Source organism: Caballeronia sp. LZ003, from assembly GCF_031451465.1.
GTDB lineage: Bacteria > Pseudomonadota > Gammaproteobacteria > Burkholderiales > Burkholderiaceae > Caballeronia.
In genome coordinates this window covers 1-835 of the sequence record NZ_JARUXJ010000090.1, presented here as the reverse complement: position 1 = coordinate 835, position 835 = coordinate 1, and the positions used below count along the sequence as shown (strand labels likewise).

Genomic DNA, 835 nt, shown 5'->3' with positions numbered 1-835 from the left:
AGCAAATGCGCATGACTTTTGCGCCGACCGCCGCGGCAATTTCCGTATGCCGCTTGAGGTCCGCCACTTCTTCCGGCGCCGCGCCCGAGTGCAGGCCACCCGGATGACCCCATGCCCAAACGCGATCAAGTTCGAGTCGGTCGAGTTGGTTGCGCAGACGGGTGATTTCGTCGGGCGTTGGCGTCGGCAGGAAGCACGATTCGAGCGAGACACCATCGACGCCAAGCGCCTGCGCACGGTTGACGAAGCCCTCCATCGTGATCCGCGTGCCCGGATCCTCCTCCAGCACGGGATACACCTCGCCAAAATATCGGTGGTAACTGTAGGAGTCAATGGCTAGCTTCATGTCGGCATCCAAGTTTTTGGTTTAATTTACCAAATGGAATAGTAAACCACTTTTAGGGTTAACACGATAATTTCCAAATGGAACAGCAATCCAGATGGGATAAAATGGGCCTACGTTCATCCTTGCAAACCCCACATGACTGCCGTCCGCGACCGAGCGCTCGCCATCGTCGAGCTGCTTTCCCACCACGTCCACGGGCTCCCGATGTCCGAAGTCGGCGACCGCCTTGGCATTCCACGTACCGCCGCACATCGGCTGCTCACGGATCTAAAGGAAACGGGCTATGTGAAGCAGGACCCCAATACCTCGCAGTACCGGCTCACCGTTAAGCTCGCATCCCTCGGACTGAGCTACCTCGCGGCGACCGGCATCACGGACGCTGCTCAACCCCTGCTCGATGACCTTGCCGAGTTCAGTGGAGAGCTGGTCCGGCTTGCAGTGGCGGAGGGAGATGACCTGATATGGGTGGCGAAGGCGCAAGGCGCTCGC

2 protein-coding genes are annotated in these 835 nt (G+C 59.0%); one reads left to right on the top strand and one right to left on the bottom strand.

Annotation, left to right across the window (positions count from 1 at the left end; all coding sequences use genetic code 11):
* Positions 1-358, bottom strand: a 358-nt coding sequence (locus QCE79_RS33135; RefSeq protein WP_309851695.1) for a hypothetical protein, incomplete at its 3' end; no start/stop codon positions are given.
* Positions 359-481: 123 nt separating this feature from the next.
* On the opposite strand from QCE79_RS33135, the gene QCE79_RS33130 reads away from it, so the two are divergent.
* On the top strand, positions 482-835 hold a 354-nt coding region (locus QCE79_RS33130; RefSeq protein ID WP_309851692.1), incomplete at its 3' end, for a helix-turn-helix domain-containing protein.